This is a genomic window from Cupriavidus basilensis, from assembly GCF_000876015.1.
Lineage (GTDB): Bacteria > Pseudomonadota > Gammaproteobacteria > Burkholderiales > Burkholderiaceae > Cupriavidus > Cupriavidus basilensis_B.
In genome coordinates this window covers 225,976-245,350 of sequence record NZ_BBQM01000024.1, presented here as the reverse complement: position 1 = coordinate 245,350, position 19,375 = coordinate 225,976, and the positions used below count along the sequence as shown (strand labels likewise).

16 protein-coding genes are annotated in these 19,375 nt (G+C 71.9%); 5 read left to right on the top strand and 11 right to left on the bottom strand.

What is annotated here, in order from left to right:
- Window positions 1–60: 60 nt before the first annotated feature.
- Both KF708C_RS27015 and KF708C_RS27010 read right to left on the bottom strand, forming a co-directional pair.
- Window positions 61–693, bottom strand: coding sequence for a CDP-alcohol phosphatidyltransferase family protein (locus KF708C_RS27015; protein WP_029043969.1), 633 nt, complete (start codon window positions 691–693; stop codon window positions 61–63).
- A gap of 60 nt (window positions 694–753) precedes the next feature.
- Window positions 754–1,377 (bottom strand): HAD family hydrolase, encoded by a 624-nt coding sequence (locus tag KF708C_RS27010; protein WP_059414131.1) that lies wholly within the window; start codon window positions 1,375–1,377, stop codon window positions 754–756.
- A gap of 398 nt (window positions 1,378–1,775) precedes the next feature.
- Here KF708C_RS27010 and KF708C_RS27005 point away from each other — a divergent pair, with 398 nt between their 5' ends.
- The gene (locus KF708C_RS27005) at window positions 1,776–3,656 is read left to right on the top strand and encodes an ExeM/NucH family extracellular endonuclease (RefSeq protein WP_231586600.1); all 1,881 of its coding nucleotides are present in this window, start codon (window positions 1,776–1,778) and stop codon (window positions 3,654–3,656) included.
- A gap of 38 nt (window positions 3,657–3,694) precedes the next feature.
- On the opposite strand, the gene KF708C_RS27000 is transcribed toward KF708C_RS27005, so the two are convergent.
- Complete coding sequence (locus KF708C_RS27000; RefSeq protein WP_020204752.1) at window positions 3,695–4,165, bottom strand: DUF2127 domain-containing protein; 471 nt, start codon at window positions 4,163–4,165, stop codon at window positions 3,695–3,697.
- A 252-nt stretch (window positions 4,166–4,417) separates the two neighbouring features.
- Here KF708C_RS27000 and KF708C_RS26995 point away from each other — a divergent pair, with 252 nt between their 5' ends.
- Together KF708C_RS26995 and KF708C_RS26990 are read left to right on the top strand one after the other, a co-directional pair.
- On the top strand, window positions 4,418–4,630 hold the full coding sequence (locus KF708C_RS26995; RefSeq protein WP_059414129.1) for a DUF3820 family protein: 213 nt from the start codon (window positions 4,418–4,420) through the stop codon (window positions 4,628–4,630).
- A 95-nt stretch (window positions 4,631–4,725) separates the two neighbouring features.
- Window positions 4,726–5,433 (top strand): GntR family transcriptional regulator, encoded by a 708-nt coding sequence (locus KF708C_RS26990; RefSeq protein WP_059414127.1) that lies wholly within the window; start codon window positions 4,726–4,728, stop codon window positions 5,431–5,433.
- Between the two features lie 77 nt (window positions 5,434–5,510).
- On the opposite strand, the gene KF708C_RS26985 is transcribed toward KF708C_RS26990, so the two are convergent.
- From KF708C_RS26985 to KF708C_RS26970, 4 genes are all read right to left on the bottom strand, one after another.
- Window positions 5,511–6,809 carry an MFS transporter gene (locus KF708C_RS26985; RefSeq protein ID WP_029043970.1) on the bottom strand — a complete coding sequence of 433 codons (1,299 nt, stop codon included), beginning with the start codon at window positions 6,807–6,809 and terminating at the stop codon, window positions 5,511–5,513.
- 92 nt (window positions 6,810–6,901) lie between these two features.
- A complete protein-coding gene (locus tag KF708C_RS26980) occupies window positions 6,902–7,597 on the bottom strand; it encodes a DUF4286 family protein (RefSeq protein ID WP_231586599.1) in 696 nt (231 codons plus the stop codon).
- A gap of 239 nt (window positions 7,598–7,836) precedes the next feature.
- Window positions 7,837–8,748, bottom strand: a complete 912-nt coding sequence (locus tag KF708C_RS26975; RefSeq protein WP_059414124.1) for a LysR family transcriptional regulator — start codon at window positions 8,746–8,748, stop codon at window positions 7,837–7,839.
- A gap of 409 nt (window positions 8,749–9,157) precedes the next feature.
- Window positions 9,158–11,371: an EAL domain-containing protein gene (locus KF708C_RS26970; protein WP_082079952.1), complete on the bottom strand. Its 2,214-nt coding sequence runs from the start codon at window positions 11,369–11,371 to the stop codon at window positions 9,158–9,160.
- 296 nt (window positions 11,372–11,667) lie between these two features.
- On the opposite strand from KF708C_RS26970, the gene KF708C_RS26965 reads away from it, so the two are divergent.
- Window positions 11,668–12,270: a class I SAM-dependent methyltransferase gene (locus KF708C_RS26965; RefSeq protein WP_156173969.1), complete on the top strand. Its 603-nt coding sequence runs from the start codon at window positions 11,668–11,670 to the stop codon at window positions 12,268–12,270.
- Window positions 12,271–12,317: 47 nt separating this feature from the next.
- On the opposite strand, the gene KF708C_RS26960 is transcribed toward KF708C_RS26965, so the two are convergent.
- A complete protein-coding gene (locus KF708C_RS26960) occupies window positions 12,318–13,235 on the bottom strand; it encodes an NAD-dependent protein deacetylase (protein ID WP_370552860.1) in 918 nt (305 codons plus the stop codon).
- A complete protein-coding gene (locus tag KF708C_RS26955; protein WP_231586597.1) occupies window positions 13,204–13,467 on the bottom strand; it encodes an oxidoreductase-like domain-containing protein in 264 nt (87 codons plus the stop codon). The genes KF708C_RS26960 and KF708C_RS26955 overlap by 32 nt, the downstream gene beginning before the upstream one ends.
- A 207-nt stretch (window positions 13,468–13,674) precedes the next feature.
- Between KF708C_RS26955 and KF708C_RS26950 the strand changes: the two genes are divergently transcribed.
- Entirely contained in the window at window positions 13,675–14,412 is a 738-nt protein-coding gene (locus tag KF708C_RS26950; protein WP_059414115.1) for a flagellar brake protein, read from the top strand.
- Window positions 14,413–14,640: 228 nt separating this feature from the next.
- Here KF708C_RS26950 and KF708C_RS26945 read toward each other — a convergent pair whose 3' ends face one another.
- Together KF708C_RS26945 and KF708C_RS26940 are read right to left on the bottom strand one after the other, a co-directional pair.
- On the bottom strand, window positions 14,641–16,158 hold the full coding sequence (locus KF708C_RS26945; RefSeq protein ID WP_059414113.1) for an efflux transporter outer membrane subunit: 1,518 nt from the start codon (window positions 16,156–16,158) through the stop codon (window positions 14,641–14,643).
- A gap of 11 nt (window positions 16,159–16,169) precedes the next feature.
- Window positions 16,170–19,370, bottom strand: coding sequence for an efflux RND transporter permease subunit (locus KF708C_RS26940; RefSeq protein WP_020204765.1), 3,201 nt, complete (start codon window positions 19,368–19,370; stop codon window positions 16,170–16,172).
- Window positions 19,371–19,375: the final 5 nt, after the last annotated feature.

Genomic DNA, 19,375 nt, shown 5'->3' with positions numbered 1-19,375 from the left:
CAGTGGCGCGCGCGGCCGTGAATATCCCGCCCCGCGCCGCACGTCTTGCGACCGCGCGCGCTAGATCTTCGGAATCCGCAGCGTCTTGCTGATCATCAGCGAGCCCGACAGCACGAACAGCAGCGCCAGCGGATGCAGGTCCGCGGGGCCGATGGTCCACACCCCGCCGAACAGCGCGTCGCCGAGCCGCTCGCGCCATGCGCACCACGCCAGCACGCCGGTCAGCAGCACGCTGGTGGGGATCGGCGTGCCCTCGAAGTAGGCCACCTTGTCGGCGCCCGCGGACAAGGTCTCGGCGGTCACGTTGAAGCGCGCCAGCCGGCTCACGCCGCAGCACACGAAGTAGATCAGCGCGGCCATGTCCCAGCCGCCGCGCATGCCCGCCGCGAACGCCAGCGCGGCCGGCCCCACGCCGAACGAGATGATGTCCGCCAGCGAGTCCAGCTCGCGGCCGAGCGCCGAGTGCTGGTGCCGCCAGCGCGCGATGCGGCCGTCCAGCACGTCGAAGAGGAATGCCGCGGGCGCCAGCGCGGCGGCCGCGTAGAAATGCGCCGGCGCGCGCGTGGCCACGTAGAACATGGCGAAGAAGACCGACGCCATGCCGCAGGCGGCATTGCCCAGCGTGAACAGGTCGGCGAGCTGCATCTCGCGCAGCATGGAGAAATGCTTGGGACGTTCCGGTGTCGAGGCCATCCTGGCGGGCTCCTGGGTCCGTTGGCATGTGGCGATGGCTCGCAAGGCGCGAGCCCGCCGCTAGAAACGCAGGCCCGCCTCGCGCAGGGCAAGCTCGGTGCCGGCGGCGCCGACATGGTGCACCGTCTGCCAGCCGAGCGCGGCGGCGGCGGCCACGTTGGCCGCGTTGTCGTCGATGAACAGCATCTCGTGCGGCGCGATGCCCGGCAGATGCCTGCCGACGCGCGCCTGCATGAGGCGGTAGATGGCCGGGTCGGGCTTGGCCACGCCCACCTCGCCGGACACGAGGATGTCACGGAACACGTGCAGGAAATCGCCCATGCGCTGCGCGTGCGGGTAGGTCTCGACGGACCAGTTGGTCAGGCCGAACAGCGGCACGCGGGCGGCATGCAGGCGGCCCAGCAGGTCCACGCCGGCATCCAGCGGGCCGCGCAGCATCTGCGGCCAGCGGCCGTAGAACGCGCGGATCAGGCCCGCCTGCGCGGGATGCTCGGCGACGAGCTGCTCGGTCGCCTCGCGCAGCGGGCGGCCCGCGTCCTGGCGCAGGTTCCACGCGGGCGAGCAGACCTCCGACAGGAAGCGCGCGCGCTGCGCGGCATCGGGAATCAGTTCGCGGTAGAGGTATTCGGGGTTCCAGTCGAACAGGACGCCACCAAAATCGAACACGACGGCATTGACGGTCACGGGATCTCGCCGGGCGGGCGGAAGTCAGCGGAATAGCAGGCATTCTCGCAGAGTCTGTCGACGGCAAACCGTGCGGCGGACCAAAATGAGATTTTTCTCAGCGAACCGGCGCGCCGCGCGCCATACGCTGAAGGCATCGCGACCTCTGCCGCCAGCCGGCCCAAGCCATGCGCCCGATGCCTCCGCCGTCCGCCCTGCCGTTTCCGCCCGCGCCATCCGCGCCATCCGCGTCGTCCGCATTGTCGGCGCCACCGGCGCCACCGTCACCAGAATCACCCGCGCCGCCCGCGTCGTCTCCGTTCCGGCGCCTTGCCCGCGCCGGCCTCGCCTGGGCCTGCCTGGCGGCGCCGTGGCTTGCCTTGCCCGCCCATGCCGCGCCGCGCGCGGCGCAATGCGGCATGCCCGCCACGGCCATCGCCGAGCTGCGCGCGGCCGGCGCGTCCTCGGTCGGTCGCCGCGTCACGCTCGAAGCCGTGGTCAGCGCCGACTACACCGGCGGCAACGGCTTCGCCGGCTTCTTCGTCCAGCAGGACGACGCGCAGCGCCAGCGCCGCCCCGGCATCTCGGACGGCATGTTCGTGTCCGCGCCGCGCGCCGGCATGCGCGCCGGCGACCTCGTGCGGCTGGACGGCACCGTCGAGCAGCGCGCCGGCCAGATGCAGTTGCGCCTGTCGGGCGCGGCCACGGTCTGCGCGCGGGACCGGCCGCTCACGCCGGTGGACATCGCGCTGCCGTTCGCGCACGCGGAGGCGCCGGCCGCCCACGCGGGCATGCTGGTGCGCCTGCCGCAGGCGCTCACCGTAAGCGACACCTACGAGCTGGGCCGCTACGGCAGCGTGGTACTCAGCAACGGCCGCCTGCCGATCCCCACCAGCGTCGCCGCGCCCGGCGACGGCGCCCGGGCGCAGGCCGCCGCCAACGCGCTGAACCGGCTGGCGCTGGACGACGGCTCCAGCCGCCAGAACCCGGCCACGGTCATCCATCCGGCGCCGGGCCTGAGCGCCGCCAACACGCTGCGCGCCGGCGCCACGGTGGCCGGCATGCAAGGCGTGCTGGACTGGCGCTACGGCGGCTGGCGCGTGCAGCCGCTGCCGGACGCGCCGCCGCCGCGCTTCGTGGCGGCCAACCCGCGCGCCGGCGCGCCGCTGCGCGCGGCCGGCAGCGACCTGCGCGTGGCCGCCTTCAACCTGCAGAACTACTTCACCGGCGACGGCAAGGGCGGCGGCTTCGACGACCCCGCCAACCGCGGCGCGGCCTCGGCGGCCGAGTTCGCCCGCCAGGAAGCCAAGCTGCTGGCCGCGCTGCGCGCGCTCGACGCCGACGTGATCGGCCTCATGGAAATCGAGAACGACGGCTTCGGCGCTGGCAGCGCCATCCACCGGCTGGCGGCGCGGATGGGGCCGGACTGGCGCGTGGTCGACCCCGGCGGGGTCAGCCTCGGCGGCGACGCCATCGCGGTCGGGCTGCTCTACGACAGCCGCGCGGTGCAACTGGCGGGCCGGCCCGCCACGCTGTGGTTCGGCGAGCGCACGCGCCAGCCGCTGGCTGCCACCTTCAGCCTGCCCGGCCACGCGCGCCGGCTCACCGTGGCCGTGAACCACTTCAAGTCCAAGCGCTGCACCGACGCGCGCGGCGCCGACGCCGACCAGGGCGACGGGCAGGCCTGCTGGAACCGCGCGCGCATCGCGGCGGCGATGCGCCTGGCCAACTGGCTGGCCAGCTCGCCCACCGGCGTGCCCGACGACGGCAAGCTGGTGATCGGCGACCTCAACAGCTATGCGCGCGAAGACCCCGTCCGCCATCTGGCCGAACGCGGCTACGCGGACATGATCGCGCGCTTTTCCGTGGCGCCGCCGTACAGCTTCGTGTTCGGCGGCGAGGCCGGCTACCTGGACCACGCGCTGGCCGATGCCGCCGCGGCCGGCCGCGTCCGCGCCGCGCGCCACTGGCATATCAACGCCGACGAGCCGGCGGCGCTGGCCTACCCGTTCGCCGGCAAGAGCGCGGCGCAGCGGCAATCCTTCTACGCGGCCGACGCCTACCGCTCGTCCGACCATGATCCGGTGCTGGTCGACGTGGCGATGCGCGACGAGGCCGCGCCGCCCGCCGGCGGAACGCCGGCAGCGGACAGTCAGGAGAACGGCGCGCTGGCGTGGCCGGCCGAAGGCAGCAGTGGCGGCGGTGGCGCCGTGGACCCGCTGCCGGCCCTCGCGCTGGCCGGGGCGGCATGCATCGCGCGGCGGCGGCGCTGGCCACGCCGCTGGCGCCGGCGCAAATGACGCCGGTGGCGCAGGCAACGCCGGTGGTGCCAGTGGCGCTAGCGCGCGCTGGCCGGCGCGCGCCGGATGCCGTTGGCCAGGTAGACCACGATCAGCACGTTGGCCACGGCCAGGCCGAGATGGACCGGCGTCGGATGGGCGATGGCCTCGTAGGCCTCCACCGGGATGTAGACCGCGCCGGACCAGACGCCGAGCCAGCTTGCCCATACGCGCTGGTGCCACAGCCCGAAGGCCTCGGTGAAGCGCATCGCCGCGTACATCGCGGCCGAGCCGCCGATCGCCCACAGCCGCGCATCGCTCGGATGGTTCAGCAGCGACAGGAAGATGGTGGGATAGCGGCTGCCCGGATTCAGGTGCAGCCGCATCACGATGGTCTCGGCCAGCGCCTGCGCGTCGCGGTGCAGGAGCGCGACCAGCCCCAGCCCGGCCAGGATCACCAGCGCGCCCTTGGCGGCCTCGAACAGGGCGATGCCCTTCAGGCCCGCGCCTCCCGCTGCGTGCTTTGCCATATTGCCTTTCCTTTGTCGAAACCGGCCTGCCGGACGCGCCGCGGACCCAAGGCGGGATCGTACCGCGCCGCGCCCGCGCGCGGCAATCGGCGCCGCCGGACGCGGGCCGCGCACCGGCGCACCGGCGCGCCGTTGCCGTTGCCGTTGCCGTTGCCGTTGCCGTTGCCAGCGCCATTGCCAGTGCCATTGCCGGCGCCGTGCCGCCGGCACGCTGTTACCATCGGGCTGCCGCCGCCATCCGACGCCCGTGCCATGAACCCCGAACATCTGCAGCTCCTGCTCACCCGCACCATGCCCTACGGCAAGTACAAGGGCCGCGCGATCGCGGACCTGCCGGGCAACTACCTGAACTGGTTCGCGCGCGAAGGCTTCCCGCCCGGCGAGATCGGCCAGTTGCTGGCGCTGATGCACGAGCTGGACCACAACGGCCTCAAGGGGCTGCTGGAGCCGCTGCGCGGGCGCTAGCCGCGCGGCGCCCGCCGCGGCGGCGCCACGGATTGGTAGTACGATTACGCCCTTGCCACGCAACGCCATACAGCAGGGGGAGAGTTTTGCCATCAGTGGAACGCCGCAGCGCCGGCTCGCCGCGCGCCCGGACCGAGACCGTGTCGGAGAACGAACGGGCCTATACCGGCCTGCGCGAGCGCCTGACCACGCTGGTCTACCGCCCCGGCGAGCATCTCAACATCTCCACGCTGGTGGACGACCTGGAGATCGGCCGCACGCCCATCAACCAGGCGCTGCACCGCCTGGCCAACGAAGGCCTGGTGCAGATCCTGCCGCGCAAGGGCGTGGTGGTCGCGCCGCTGTCGCTCGACGACGCGCTGCACCTGATCGACGTGAGGCTGGCCAACGAGACGCTGTGCGCGCGGCTGGCCGCCGAGCGTGTCACCGCGCAGGGGATCGCCGCGCTGGAAAGCATCCTGCACGAGCTGGACGCGGCCGTGGCGCGGCGCGACCTGCCGCTGGTGACGAACCTGGACCGCCTGTTCCACGAGGAAGTGGCGCAACTGTCCGGCAACCCCATCCTGATCGAGATCCTGAAGGTGCTGCACGCGCGCTCGCAGCGCTTCTGGGCCATCTCGCTGTCGTCCGAGGGGCACCTCGGCGAGGTCGGCGAGGAACACCGCGCCATCCTGCAGGCGCTGCGCGACGGCGACGGCGCGGCGGCGGCCAGCGCGGTGACGGCCCACGTGCTGTCGTTCCGCCAGGCCCTGCTGCAGGGCCGCCGCGAGCCGGTCTTCGCCATGACCGGCGCGGCCGGCTAGCGGCCGGCTAGCGGCCGGCTAACGGGCGACCGGCCGGCGCCACGCGGGCGCCGCCAACACAGCAGTCAACGCCGCCGTCAGTTCTCCAGCGGCTTGCGCGCCGTCTCGCGCGCCACCAGCAAGGCCACCAGCGTGACGGCCAGCGCCAGGCTCACGTAGAGCGAGATCGCGGTGGTCGAGCCATACGCCTTGTACAGGCTGGCGATGATCAGCGGCGCGAAGCCGCCGCCGAGGATGCCCGCCAGCGTGTAGGCCAGCGACGAGCCGGCGTAGCGCACCCGCGTGGGAAACTGCTCCGTCACGAAGGCGGCCTGCGGGCCGTACATCATGGCGTGGATCACCAGCCCGCCCACCACCGCCGCGCAGATCTGCCACGGCTGCGCGCTGTCCATCAGGCGGAAGAACACGAAGGCCCACGCCACCGCCAGCAGCGCCCCGGCGACATACACCGGCCGCCGGCCGAGCCTGTCGGACAGGCTGCCGAACAGCGGCACGGCAAGCGCGTTGCAGCCGGCGCCGATCATGGTGGCGGTCAGCGCCAGCGGGCGCGACAGGTGCAGCACGCCGGTCACGTAGGTCAGCGTGAACACCACCACCAGCGCATAGAGCACGTCCGAGCCGATGCGCGCGCCGCCGGCGACGAGCAGGCGCCGCCAGTGGTCCGCGAACACGTCCTTGATCGGCGTCTTCGCCGTGCTCTTGCGCGCTTCCATCTCCCGGAACAGCGGGGTTTCCTCCACGCCGCGGCGCAGCCACAGCCCGAACACGACCAGCAGCACGCTGGACAGGAAGGGAATGCGCCAGCCCCACGCCTGGAAGTCCTCGGGGCTCAGCCACAGCGACACCAGCGCGATGAAGCCGGTGCCCAGCAGCGTGCCGCACGACGGCCCCACCTGCGTGAACGAGGCATTGCGCCCGCGCTGGTGCTGCGCGCCATGCTCCATCGACAGCAGCACCGCGCCGGCCCACTCGCCGCCGATGGCCGCGCCCTGCACGAAGCGCAGCGCCACCAGCAGCAGCGGGCTCCAGACGCCCCACGACTGGTAGGTCGGCAGCACGCCCATCAGGCCGGTGGCCACGCCCATCACGACCAGCGTGGCCACCAGCACGAAGCGGCGCCCGAGCTTGTCGCCGAGGTGGCCGAACACCACGCCGCCGAGCGGGCGCGAGACGTAGCCCACGGCATAGGTGGAAAACGCCAGGATGGTGCCGGTGAGCGGATCGAACGAGGGGAAGAAGATGGCGTTGAAGACCAGCGCCGCCATCAGGTTGTAGACGGTGAAGTCGTACCACTCCAGCGTGGTGCCGATGGTGCTGGCCGCGGCCAGCCGGCCCATGCGGGGCTTGCCGGCGGCGGCGTGCGTGCCGGCCTGCATGCCGGCGTGCGCGACCGGGTGCGTGGCGGCCTGCGCGCCGGCCGGCTCCTGCGCGGCGGTGGCGGTGGCGATAACGGTGTCGGCGCCGCGCATCATGCCACCTCCCGCGAGAACAGCTTCCACCGCAGCGCATAGCGCGCGGCGCCGGCGGCGTCCGCGCCGCATGCATCCAGGCACGCGGCCGCGTCGCACAGCGCGGCCGCGCCGGCGGCTTCGCTGCTGGTCTCGATCACCAGGAGCGGGCGCAGTTGCCGGTTCTCCACGCTCTCGCGCGGCAGCGGCTGGCTCAGCACGGCGTCCGGCACCAGCAGGTAGGACTGCACGAAGCCGGGCCGCGCAGAGAGCTCGCCGCCCACGTCGGCGGCCTGGTCGACCAGCGCCGGCACGTCGTCGGGCCGCGCCAGCGGCAGTACGGCCAGCCAGCTTCCGCTGCCCTGCCCGACCACCGCGGCGACTTCGCTCACGCGGCGCACCGGCTGGCGCATGCGGCCGAGGTTGGCGACCGACCACGGCGTCTGGCGCCCGAACGCGGCCTGGTAGGCGGCGGACGTGAAGGCCGCCAGCGATTCGGTGCGGTACAGGCCCAGGTATTTCGGGCCGCCCTGCACCGCCTCGTAGCGCGCGGCGGAGATGAAGCCGCGAATGCGGGCGCGCTCTTCCACGTGCTCGCGGTCGTACCACTGGTTGAAATCGTCCTCGTCGGCCGCGTCCACGTTGGCGGCGACGAACAGCATGCCGTGCGGCGCCATGCCCGCCGGCGCGTCGTCCACGCCGGACGTTCCGGCCATCCCGCGCATTTGCCGCATTTCCCGCATTTCCCGCATTTGCCGCATCTCGTGCATTTCCTGCGTATCGTGCCTCTCCTGCATCTCGCTCATCCTTCTCTCCTGTGGCCCGCGCCGTCTGCGGGCGGTGAGAAGATGATCGGCGCCGGCCGCGCGCGCGGCAAACGGGTTTTTCTTCGCGTTTCCGATCAGTTTTTCTGTTCGATGCGGCCATGCGCGCGCACCAGCACGGCGCGCGCGCCCTATGCCGGCGCAAATGGTGCAGGCAGCGACCGCACGTAGCGGTCGGATTCTCGGCAGGCCAGCTCCGCCACCAGGCGGATCGCCTCGGAGGCGGCGTGGTCGAGGTGGCTGACCACCAGCCGCTGGTGCGGCAGGGGCACGTCGCACGGAATCACGCGCAACTCGCCGCGCTCCACTTCCTCGCGCACCGGCGCCAGCGGCATCAGCGCGTTGCCGAAGCCGCCCCTGACCAGCCGCACGATGGCCGCGATGGAGCTGACGCAATGCACCTTGCCCACCGGCAGCCCGGCCTTGCGGTACAGCTCCTTGAGCGCGAGATGCGGCTGCGAGCCGGGGCTCATGGTGATGGTGGGATGCTGGAGCAGCGTGGCCAGCCGGCCTTCGCCGGGCTGCGCGGGCCCGGGCGGGCCGACCCAGCCGATGGCCATCGGCAGGCACGGCGTGCTGGTGATGCCCTCGCCCACCGCCGGATCGGTCTGCAGGGCAATGTCGATGCCGCCCGCGCGCAGGGTGTTGTGCAGGCTCTGCGTGGTCTCCGAGGTGAGCTGCACCTCGATGCCGGGATAGTGCGTCTGCAGGTGGCGCAGGAAATCGACCAGCCACGTATGCACCACGCTCTCGATGGCGCCGATGCGCACCAGCCCCAGCGGCGCGTCGCCAGCGCGCCCGAGCACCATGATCTCGCGCTGCAGCTCCAGCAGCCGCTCGCCGTAGCCGAGCAGGCGCAGGCCGACCGGCGTGAGGCGCAGGTCGCGCGCCTCGCGCTCGAACACCCGCGCGCCGATCTCCTGCTCGAGCGAGGCGATGCGGTTGGACATCGCCGCCTGCGTGATGTGCAGCTTCTCGGCCGCCGCGCGGAAGCTGCCCAGGCGGGCCACCCACATGAAGGCTTCGATGAAGCGCGTGTTCATGGCGCCGGGCCTGCCCCGCGCCCACGCCGGCACGCATGCCGGCACCAGCGCCGGCCGCCGTGCCCGCCGTGCCCGCCGCACGAGCCGCCTCCGCCGCGCCGGCGCGGCGCCAGCGGCGCCTGCCTGGCTACCGCAGCGGCCACAGCCGTGGCCGCCGGCACGCCGGATGTCCCGGGCGCGCGGGATGTCCGGAACGCCCCGGATGCCGTCATTCGCATGTTCCCCCTGTTCGATAAACTGAAATTTCACAGTAATGGCAGGGCGATTCTCATGCAATTTCCGCACCAGTGCTGTAGTGGGATTCCCTAGGAAAGCGGCGGGCGCGGAGGCGAACGAAAAAGCGGACGAAAAGGCAAGCAGGAAGACCGACGCAGCGGCGGCAGCCGCGCGCGCCGCCCGCCACCCGCCGTCAGGCAGCCGGCTCCGCCACGCCGCGCTCGGCCAGCCACGTCTCGAACGCCGCCGGCGGCATCGGCATGGCGAACAGGTAGCCCTGGCCGATCTCGCAGCCGTGCGCGCACAGGAAGGCGCGCTGCGACTCTTCCTCGATGCCCTCGGCGACCAGGGTCAGGCCGATGCTCTGGCCGATGCGGATGGCCGCGTCCACCAGCGTGGCGGCGGCGTGGTGCGAGTCGAGGCCCTGCACGAAGCTCTTGTCGAGCTTGAGCTCGTCGACCGGCAGGTTCAGCAGGTGGCCGAGGCTGGAGTAGCCGGTGCCGAAGTCGTCCATCGACAGGCGCACGCCCAGCCCGCGCACCGCGGCGAGCGTGGCCTGTATCTCGGGCTTGCTCTCCATCACCAGCCCCTCGGTGATCTCCACGGTCAGGTCGCTGCCGGCCAGGCGATGCCGCCGCAGTATCCCGGCGATGACGTCGGGAAGCTCGTGGTGATGGAAGTTCAGCGGCGACAGGTTGACGGCCACCGACGGCACCCGCAGCCCGCCGGCCCGCCAGCGCGCCAGTTGCCCGCAGGCCTCGTCCAGGGCCCAGTAGCCAAGGTCGACGACCAGGCCGCATTGCTCGGCCAGCGGAATGAACTGGTCCGGGGAAACGTTGCCGGTCTCGCCGTGGTGCCAGCGCGCCAGCGCCTCGACCCCGGCCAGGCTGTTGTCGCACAGGCGGATCTTGGGCTGGTAGTGCAGTTGCAGCCGGTTCTCGAGCAGCGCCGCCTTGAGCGCCTGCTCGAGCCGGGCGCGCGCCAGCTCGCGCGCGCCCAGCTCGGCGTCGAACAGGCGCACGCGGTTGCGGCCGCCGTGCCGGGCCTCGCGCAGGGCGAGGTCGGCATGGCGCATCAGCGTGTCCCAGTCGCGCCCGTGCGCGGGGCAGACGCAGGCGCCGATGCTCGCCGACACGTTCAGCTTGCGCCCGGGTATCGACACCAGCGGCCGCGCGATGGCCGCGCGCAGGTTTTCAGCAAGCGCCAGCGCGGCCGGCGCGTCCAGGCCGGGCAGGATCATGACGAATTCGTCGCCCGAGCGCCGGCCCAGCAGCGCGGCGGCGGGCGCCTGGGCGCGCAGGCGCCCGGCGATTTCCTCCAGCAGCAGGTCGGCCTGCCGGTGGCCCAGCACGTCGTTGATCTGCTTGAAATCGTCCAGATCGATGAACAGGGCGGCGAGCGGCACGCCGCCGCGGTCCGTCTGCGCGATGGCGTCCTCGGTCAGGCGGCGCACGGCGTGAAGATTGAGCAGACCGGTCAGCGCATCGTGATTGGCCTGCCAGCGGATCCGCTCGCGCGCGGCGTCGCGCTCCAGCGCCAGCGCACACAGATGCGTGCAGATCTCGGTGAGGCGGCAGTGATAGGCGTCCGGGCCGCGGTGGGTGGAATAGTAGAACGCGAAGGTGCCGAGCACGCTGCCGTCGCCGGACTTGATCGGCGTCGACCAGCAGGCGGCCATGCCGGACAGGAGGGCCATGTCCTGGAACGACGCCCACAGCGGATCGGTGAAGATGTCGGTGACGGCAACCGGCTCGCCGCGGAACGCCGCCGTGCCGCACGAGCCGTTGCACGGACCGACCGGCGCGCCGTCGATGCCGGCGGAGTAGCGCGGCGGCAGGCTGGGCGCGGCGAGCGGGCGCAGGCGCCCTTCGGCGTCGACGCGCAGCACCGAGACCGCGACGCCGGGCGTGACGCGCTCGATCGCGCGGCACATGGCGTCCATGATTTCCGCCAGCGGCCGGTCCTGCGCGATGGCTTCGAGCGCGGTGCGCTGGATGCCGTCGCGCAGCTTGGTCTCGGTGATGTCGGTCAGCACGCAGACGAGGCTGGCCAGCGCGCCGTGGTCGTCGAGCACCGGATTGGTGAGCGCGGAAAACCAGCGGGGATATCCGCCGGCCGTGTCCAGCAGGCATTCGCCGCGCACCGCCTGCCCGGCCGCGAGCCGGCCCAGGAACTCGCCGGCCGGCGTCGCCGGCTGCAGCCACGCCCACAAGGCCGCGCCGCCCGCCGGGCCGGCCAGCGGGCCGAACAGGGACACGAAGCTGGCATTGGCCTGGACGATGCGGCCGCGCGCGTCGGCAACGGCCACCGGGCTGTCCATCGTATCCAGCCCGATCGCGGGCGGCGCCGCCGCAAGCCCGCCAAAGCGCGCGCCGGGAACGAACAGGCGATTCATCTGCGATGACATTCAGGCATCCTCATGAGACCGGCGATGCGCCAACCGGCGGCTTGCGCGCCACTTTCCCATGTTCCGTGGGAACTCGCGATCCATATTAGCCGGGCGGCGGCGTGCGGCACAAGCGCGGCAGCATGACAGCCGCCGCCCGGACTATGCGCTGCGTGCCGGCGCGCGCTCCGTGCGTTGCGGCACGCAGCGCCGCCGACGGGGCCGGCGGGGCCGGATTGGCGCCGGAATCTGCTAGATTTGCCTTGCGGGCCCGGCGCATTCCGCGCCGCATGGCGACTGCGCACAGGGGGCACATCGTGAGCACCGATACCGCGACACTGCAAGCCTACGACCGCGCCGCCGCCGACCATGCCAGGGACTGGCACGCGCAGCCCGCGCCGGCCGGCCTCTACGCCACGCTGCTTGCAACATTCGCGCCCGGTCCGAGCGCCGACATCGGCTGCGGCGCGGGCCGCGACACGGCGTGGCTGGCCGCGCACGGCTTCGACCCGTGCGGCTTCGATCCCTGCGAAGCGCTGCTGGAAGAGGCGCGCCGGCGCTACCCCGCCCTGCCCTTCGAGCAGGCCGCGCTGCCGGAACTCGAAGGCGTGCCGCGCGGCTATTACCAGAACGTGCTGTGCGAGGCCGTCATCATGCACCTGGAGCCACGCATGATCGCCAGCGCCGTGCGGCACCTGCTCGGCATCCTGCGCCCTGGCGGCACGCTGTGCCTGAGCTGGCGCGTCACCGACCACGTCTCGCGGCGCGACCCGGACGGCCGCTTCTACGCGGCCTTCGACAAGGCGCTGGTGGCCGGCGCGCTGGGGCGCGGCGACAGCGTGCTGTCCGACCAGGAAGAGGCGGGCCCGCCGCCGGGCAAGCGGATGCACAGGCTGATCGTGCGCAAGGCGGCGGCTTGATGGAGGCCTGATGAAGGCTTGATGCGGCTAGACGCCGCCCGCGGCGCTCAGGCCAGGCCCAGCCGCGCGTTCAGTTCCGCCAGCGCGGGCGCGCAGGCGGCGTCCACCTTGAGCGCCAGCAGCGCGTCGGCGCGGGTCTGGCCGAGGTTGACGGCGGCCACCGGCTTGCCCTGCTTCTGCGCCTCGAGGCAGAAGCGATAGCCGGAGAACACCGTGAGCGAGGAACCGATCACCAGCAGGGCATCGGCCTGCGCCAGCGCCTGCATGGCGGCATCGACGCGCTCGCGCGGCACGGACTCGCCGAAGAACACCACGTCGGGCTTGAGCACGCCGCCGCAATGGCCGCACGCGGGAATGCGCACGGCCTCGAAGCTGGCCAGTTCCAGATGGGCGTCGCCGTCGGAAGCGGGCAACGCGCGCAGTTCGGCCAGCGCCGGGTTGTCCGCCTCGAGCTGCGCCTGCAACGCGGCGCGCGGACGGCGCGTGCCGCATTGCAGGCAGACCACCGTGCCCACGTGGCCATGCAGCTCGATCACGCCGTGGCTGCCGGCACGCTGGTGCAGGCCGTCCACGTTCTGCGTGACCAGCAGGCGCACGTGGCCGGCCGCCTGCAGCCGCGCCAGCGCGAAATGCGCGGCGTTGGGCTGCGCGTTGGCCAGCACCGGCCAGCCCAGCATGCTGCGCGCCCAGTAGCGCTGGCGCACCGCGTGCGAGCGGAAGAAGTCCTGCGCCTGCACCGGCGGCGTGCGCTGCCAGTTGCCCTGCGCGTCGCGGTAGCCGGGAATGCCGGAATCGGTGCTGATGCCGGCGCCGGTCAGCACCAGCAGGCGCGGATGGCGCCGCACGAAATCGTGGAGATCGGCCACGGCGGGCTGGCCGGCGGCGAGTACGGGAGACTCGGGAGATTCGGAAGACAAGGCGGCGCGCACGCTTTCAGAAGCTCGGGCCGCCGGCGGCGGCGGCATCCGCCGTCTCGCCGGCCAGGGCCTGCCACGCCTTCAGCTCGGCGCGGTAACGCGCCATCGCCTCGGCGTGCAGGTCGAAGATGCAGGGCTCGCAGCCGTTGCCGCAGCACTCGTTGATGTCCGGCGCGACCGGCGCTTGCGGCCGCGGCGGCAAGGCCGCCGCGGGCTGCGGCGCGGGCTGCGCGGCTGCGCTGCGCTCTGCTGTGAACGCGGGGTTTTGTACCGACACCATCGACTCCGGTTGGATTGCACCCCAAGTATACCGCCGGGCGGACAACCCGGCTGCGGCCGCCGTGGGAGCGCCCGCGCAACGGTCCCGCGCATTCGGGCGCGGCGGCGGCGCTGGCATAATCACGGGCTGGCCGGCCCCTCGCGGGTCCCGCATGCGCCAGCCCGCGGCCCATGCCCGGGCCGCGGGCGCAATACCACGAACACCGACATGCCAGCCACGACACCGCAGACCGGAACGCCCCCGGCGCCCGACCACGAGGGCGGGCTCACCGATCCGGACCAGATCCTGCTCGTCCTGCTGGGCCTGGCCCGCCAGGGCGCGTCGCTGCGCCTGCGGCCCGCCGGCATGCATCCCATCGCCACCCGGCTGCTGCTGGCCGAGCCGGCAAGCCGCGCCTGCATCCTGGAATGGTGCCGCAACGGCGCCGAGCTCGACGCCATCCTGAACGCCCGCGAGCTGACGCTCTCGGGCTCGCTCAACGGCGCACCCGTCCGCTTCCCGGTCGGCACGCCGGCCATCACCCGCTTCGACGACCGGCCCGCCTTCGTCACGCCGTTTCCGGCCAGCGTCCATTACCTGCATCGCCGCCGGCATTTCCGCGCCAGCGTGCCCGCGGGCAGCGGCTTTCGCTGCGAGATCCCGCTCGACGACGGCCAGCTCGCGCATCTGCGCATCGCGGACCTGTCCGTGTCCGGCGTCGGCCTGCGCGCCCCGCAGGCCGACGCGCCGCCACTGCTGCGCGATGCGCGCATCAGGCGGTGCCGGCTGTCGTGCGCAGACCTGGGCACGCTCGAGGTCGATCTGGAGGTGGTCAGGCACCGCGTTGCCTGGCGCGGCGGCAAGGCCGTCCACCATTTCGGCGGCGCCTTCCGCCATGTCGACGGCCAGACCGAGAAGCAGTTGCAGCGCCTGGTGTTCGCCTGCGAACTGGCGCATCGGGCCTAGGCGCGAAAAAAAAAAGCGCCCTGGGGGCACTTTTGGGAGTGGTGACGACATCGGCCTGCCGCTTGTGTGCTCCCCTCTCCCGCTTGCGGGAGAGGGGTCGGGGGAGAGGGAGGACACCTTGCTTGGGCCAGCTCTGGCGGCTTTGGCCCGTTCTGGCGGCTTCGTCAGTCGCCTCAGGTTTGCGCCATCGGGGCGGCGGCCATGTCGGCGCGCCGCGGCCTTACCGCTTCACGGGTTCGCCGCGAGCGGCGCCGGCGGCGCGGACGAGCCGGCGTCGGGCAGCGGCCCCCAGCCGCCGCCCAGGCTGCGCACCAGCGCCACCGTGGCGGAGGCGCGCAGGCCGGCTACCTGGTTGGCGTCGCGCTGCGACTGCAGCACCGTGCGGTCGGCGTCGATCACCGTCAGGTAGTCCACCGCGCCGGCCTCGTAGCGGCTGCGCGAGATCTTCGCCGCGCGGCGCGCGCCGCCCAGCGCGCCGTCCAGCGCGCCGGCCTGCTGGCTCAGCCAGCGCACGTCGGCGAGGCTGTCCTCCACTTCGCGCAGCGCCGTCAGCACGCTCTGGCGGTAGCTTGCCACCGCCTCTTCGTGCTGGGCCTTGGCCGCGTTGAGGTTGGCGCGGTTGCGCCCGCCGTCGATGATCGGCGCGACGAGCGTGCTGCCGACCAGCGGTCCCAGCATCCATGCCGACGACGACCACTTGAACAGGTTCGACAGGTCGCTCGACTCGAAGCCGAACAGCCCGGTCAGCGTGATCTTCGGGAAGAACGCCGAGCGCGCCACGCCGATGCGCGCGTTGGCCGCGGCCATCAGGCGCTCGGCCTGGGCGATGTCGGGGCGGCGCTCCAGCAGGTCCGAGGGCAGCCCGGCCGGCACCGTGATGAGCGTGGCGTCGAGCGGGCGCGCGGCCAGCGTGAACGCGGCCGGCGGCGCGCCGGTCAGCACCGCCAGCGCGTGCTCCTGGTTGGCGCGGCGCCGTTCGATGGCGGCTAGGTCGGCGCGCGCGGTGCCGAGCTCGGCTTCGGCGCGGGCCGGGTCGAGGTCGGTGGTCTCGCCTTCGTCGAAGCGGCGCTTGAGCAGCTTGAGCGCATCCTCGCGCAGCACGATGGTGGCGTTGAGCAGGTCGCGCTCGCTGTCGAGCGTGCGCAGCGAGAAGTAGGCCTGCGCCACGTCCGCCTGCAGCGCGAGCTGCACCGAGCGGTACAGGTCTTCGGCGGCGGCGCCCTCGGCGCGCGCGGCCTTGACGTTGTCGGCCACGCGGCCGAACAGGTCGAGCTCGTAGCTGGCGAACGCGCGCGCCTTGTACACGGTCTGCGCCGGCACCTTGGTGCCGTCGGGGAAGCCCTGCGAGGCGGCCGAGTACTGCGTGCGGGTCGGGTCCAGCCCGACGCTCAGTTGCGGATACAGGTCGGCCTCGGCCACGCCGGTGAACGCGCGCGCCTGCTTCAGGCGCGCCGCGGCCACGGCGAGGTCCTGGTTGGACTCGCTGGCCTGGGCGATCAGGCGGTCGAGGTCGGCGTCGCCGAAGATCTTCCACCATTCGCCGCGCTGCGCGCCTTCGGCGGGCGTGGCCACTTTCCACTGGCTGCCTTCGGCCCGCGCGGCCTCGGCTTCCTTGTAGGCCGGCGTGGCGGCGGTGGCGGCCTCGGGCACCTTGTACGTGGGCGCCAGCGAGCAGCCGGCCAGGATCAGGGCCACGGCCAGCGTGGCCAGGCGCGGCAGGGCCCCGGATGTGATTGATGCAGTCATGTCAGTCGTCCTTATTCTGCGGAGGCGATGGCCTTGTGGCTCGCCGACGGGGCATCGCCCGCGCTGGCGGCGCGGCGGCGCTCGCCGCGCGTGGCCAGCAGGCGCAGCGCCACATAGAACACGGGGGTGAGGAACAGCCCGAAGAAGGTCACGCCCAGCATGCCGGCGAACACCGCCACGCCCATCGCGTGGCGCATCTCGGCGCCGGCGCCGGTGGAGATCACCAGCGGCACCACACCCATGATGAAGGCGAACGAGGTCATCAGGATCGGGCGCAGGCGCAGGCGGCTGGCCTCGATCGCGGCCTGCACGATGGAGCGGCCTTCGTGCTCCAGCTCGCGCGCGAACTCCACGATCAGGATCGCGTTCTTCGCCGACAGCCCCACCAGCACGATGAAGCCGATCTGCGTGAAGATGTTGTTGTCGCCGCGCGTGAGCCACACGCCGGTCATGGCGGCCAGCAGGCTCATCGGCACGATCAGGATCACCGCCAGCGGCAGCGTCAGGCTTTCGTACTGGGCGGCCAGCACCAGGAACACCAGCAGCACGCACAGCGGGAAGATCCACACCCCCGCGTTGCCGGCCAGGATGTCCTGGTAGGTCAGGTCGGTCCATTCGAACTTGATGCCCTTGGGCAGCGTCTCGGCGGCGATGCGCTCGGCCGCGGCCTGCGCCTGGCCCGAGGAGAAGCCCGGCGCCGGGCCGCCGTTGATGTCGGCGGCGGTGAAGCCGTTGTAGCGCACCACGCTGTCCGGGCCGAAGCCCTGCTTGACGGTGAGCAGCGACGACAGCGGCACCATGTCGCCGGCGCGGTTGCGCGTCTTGAGCTGCAGGATGTCCTCGGCGTGGTTGCGGAACTGCGCATCCGCCTGCACCTTGACCTGGTACGTGCGGCCGAACTTGTTGAAGTCGTTCACGTAGGCCGAGCCGAGGTAGGTCTGCAGCGTGTCGAACACGTCCGTGACCGGCACGCCGAGCTGCTTGGCCTTGACGCGGTCGAGCTTGACGTCGAGCTGCGGCACGTTGACCTGGTAGTTGCTGAAGATGCCGGCCAGCTCGGGCGTGGCGCGTGCCTTGCCCATGAACGCGTTGGTGGCGTCGAACAGCGCGTCGTAGCCGAGCGCGGCGCGGTCCTCGATCATCAGCTTGAAGCCGCCGATGGTGCCGAGGCCCTGCACGGGCGGCGGCGGGAACACCGCGATGAAGGCGTCCTGGATCGACGCATACTTCTGGTTCAGGTCGGCGGCGATCGCGTTGCCCGACAGCGCGGCGCTCTTGCGCTCCTCGAACGGCTTGAGCGTGGCGAACACGATGCCGGCGCTCGGGCTGTTGGTGAAGCCGTTGATCGACAGGCCCGGGAAGGCCACCGCCGACTCCACGCCCGGATGCTTGAGCGCGATCTCCGACATGCGGCGGATCACGTCCTCGGTGCGGTCCAGCGTGGCGCCGTCGGGCAGCTTGGCGAAGCTCACCAGGTACTGCTTGTCCTGCGCCGGCACGAAGCCCTTCGGCACCAGCTGGAACACGCCCCAGGTCAGCACCAGCATGACCGCGTAGACGCCGAACACGGCGGTCTTGCGCGAGATCACGCCCTTCACGCCGCGGCCGTAGCGCTCGGCGCTGGCGCCGAAGAAACGGTTGAAGCGGGCGAAGAACTTGCCCAGCACGCGGTCCATGCCGCGCGACAGCCAGTCCTTGGGCGCGTCGTGGCCGCGCAGCAGCAGCGCGGACAGCGCCGGCGACAGCGTCAGCGAGTTGAAGGCCGAGATGATGGTCGAGATCGAGATGGTCAGCGCGAACTGCTTGTAGAACTGCCCGGTCAGGCCGCTCATGAAGGCCAGCGGCACGAACACGGCGATCAGGGTCAGCGCGATGGCGATGATCGGGCCGCTGACTTCGCGCATGGCCTTGTAGGTCGCTTCCTTCGGACTCAGCCCTTCCTCGATGTTGCGCTCGACGTTCTCCACCACCACGATCGCATCGTCCACCACGATCCCGATCGCCAGCACCAGGCCGAACAACGAGAGCGCGTTGATCGAGAAGCCGAACGCGTGCATCAGGCCGAAGGTGCCGACGATCGACACCGGCACGGCCAGCAGCGGGATGATCGAGGCGCGCCAGGTCTGCAGGAACAGGATCACCACCAGCACCACCAGCGCGATCGCTTCGAACAGCGTGTGGGTGACGGCCTCGATACTGTGGCGCACGAACTGCGTGGGGTCGTAGACGATGCTGTAGTCCACGCCGTCGGGGAAGTTCTCCTTGAGCTCTTCCATCGTCTTGCGCACGTCGTCCGAGATCTGGATGGCGTTGGAGCCCGGCGCCTGGAAGATCGGCAGCGCCACCGCGGACTTGTTGTCCAGCAGCGAGCGCAGCGCGTATTCCGACGCGCCCAGCTCGATGCGGGCGATGTCCTTGAGGTAGGTCACCGCGCCGTCGGCCGAGGTCCGCACCACCACGTCGCCGAACTCTTCCACGCTGGTCAGGCGGCCCTGCGCGTTGACCGAGAGCTGCAGGTCGGTGCCGGGCAGCGAGGGCGACTGGCCGATCACGCCGGCGGCCACCTGCACGTTCTGCTCGCGGATCGCGTTGACCACGTCGCTGGTGGCGAGCTGGCGCTCGGCCATCTTCTCGGGATTGAGCCACACGCGCATGGAGTAGTCGCCCGAGCCGAACATCTGCACCTGGCCCACGCCCTGGATGCGCGCGAGGCGGTCCTTGACGTTGATCAGCGCGTAGTTGCGCAGGTAGGTCATGTCGTAGCGGTCGTTCGGCGAGACCAGGTGGACCACCATCGTCAGGTCAGGCGAGCTCTTGACGGTGGTGATGCCCAGGCGGCGCACGTCTTCCGGCAGGCGCGGCTCGGCCTGCGAGACGCGGTTCTGCACGAGCTGCTGCGCTTTGTCCGGGTCGGTGCCCAGCTTGAAGGTCACGGTCAGCGTGAGCGTGCCGTCGCTGTTGGCCTGCGACGACATGTACAGCATGTCCTCGACGCCGTTGATCTGCTCTTCGAGCGGCGTGGCCACGGTTTCCGCGATCACCTTGGGGTTGGCGCCCGGGAACTGCGCGCGCACCACCACGGACGGCGGCACCACCTCGGGGTACTCCGAGATCGGCAGCTTGAACATCGAGATGGCGCCGATCAGGAAGATCAGCACCGATAGCACGCCGGCGAAGATAGGCCGGTCGATAAAGAATTTCGAGAGATTCATCTCAG

Bases quoted from the DNA above. Each gene is read 5' to 3' on its own strand.
- KF708C_RS27015 (WP_029043969.1), bottom strand. From the start codon at position 693: ATGGCCTCGACACCGGAACGTCCCAAGCATTTCTCCATGCTGCGCGAG.
- KF708C_RS27005 (WP_231586600.1), top strand. From the start codon at position 1,776: ATGCCCGCCACGGCCATCGCCGAGCTGCGCGCGGCCGGCGCGTCCTCG.
- KF708C_RS27000 (WP_020204752.1), bottom strand. From the start codon at position 4,165: ATGGCAAAGCACGCAGCGGGAGGCGCGGGCCTGAAGGGCATCGCCCTG.
- KF708C_RS26995 (WP_059414129.1), top strand. From the start codon at position 4,418: ATGAACCCCGAACATCTGCAGCTCCTGCTCACCCGCACCATGCCCTAC.
- KF708C_RS26985 (WP_029043970.1), bottom strand. From the start codon at position 6,809: ATGCAGGCCGGCACGCACGCCGCCGCCGGCAAGCCCCGCATGGGCCGG.
- KF708C_RS26980 (WP_231586599.1), bottom strand. From the start codon at position 7,597: ATGGCCGGAACGTCCGGCGTGGACGACGCGCCGGCGGGCATGGCGCCG.
- KF708C_RS26975 (WP_059414124.1), bottom strand. From the start codon at position 8,748: ATGAACACGCGCTTCATCGAAGCCTTCATGTGGGTGGCCCGCCTGGGC.
- KF708C_RS26970 (WP_082079952.1), bottom strand. From the start codon at position 11,371: ATGTCATCGCAGATGAATCGCCTGTTCGTTCCCGGCGCGCGCTTTGGC.
- KF708C_RS26960 (WP_370552860.1), bottom strand. From the start codon at position 13,235: ATGCCGCCGCCGCCGGCGGCCCGAGCTTCTGAAAGCGTGCGCGCCGCC.
- KF708C_RS26955 (WP_231586597.1), bottom strand. From the start codon at position 13,467: ATGGTGTCGGTACAAAACCCCGCGTTCACAGCAGAGCGCAGCGCAGCC.
- KF708C_RS26950 (WP_059414115.1), top strand. From the start codon at position 13,675: ATGCCAGCCACGACACCGCAGACCGGAACGCCCCCGGCGCCCGACCAC.
- KF708C_RS26945 (WP_059414113.1), bottom strand. From the start codon at position 16,158: ATGACTGCATCAATCACATCCGGGGCCCTGCCGCGCCTGGCCACGCTG.
- KF708C_RS26940 (WP_020204765.1), bottom strand. From the start codon at position 19,370: ATGAATCTCTCGAAATTCTTTATCGACCGGCCTATCTTCGCCGGCGTG.